Here is a 382-nt window from a genome sequence, read left to right as displayed (position 1 = left end):
TGGTTTTAAAAGACTTGCTCGGTCATTCCAGTATTCATAGCACCTTAATGTATTTGCATATTGCTCAAGTAGATGCGGTAAAGAAATTTGGTTGCTTGGATATTCTTTTTGGTTCATCAAATGAATAGGCGAGCAGAACTGGCAACTGTTATCTCTCAATTTCTGCCTTCTTTTAACAGCAATCACAAGCTTCCAGCATACAAACTTCGTGCTCTTGACGCTATACTGAAATGTAGAACAGAATATATGGGTGGTCATACAGAAGCTTGCACAAAATGTGGAAGTATTCATGATGCGTTTAACAGTTGCCGTAACCGACATTGCCCAAAATGCGGAGCCATTGATAAAGAAAAGTGGATTATTAATAGAGAGGCCGATTTAT

The 382-nt window shown here is 38.5% G+C and carries 1 protein-coding gene; it reads left to right on the top strand.

The window, feature by feature from the left end:
- Positions 1-120 precede the first annotated feature (120 nt).
- A partial coding sequence (locus HNS40_RS23885) for a transposase zinc-binding domain-containing protein (RefSeq protein WP_172284996.1) occupies positions 121-382 on the top strand: 262 nt, incomplete at its 3' end.

The organism is Lentimicrobium sp. S6, from assembly GCF_013166635.1.
Taxonomy (GTDB): domain Bacteria; phylum Bacteroidota; class Bacteroidia; order Bacteroidales; family UBA12170; genus UBA12170.
The sequence above is the reverse complement of the archived record's forward strand: the minus strand, read 5'-3'. Positions and strand labels throughout refer to the sequence as shown.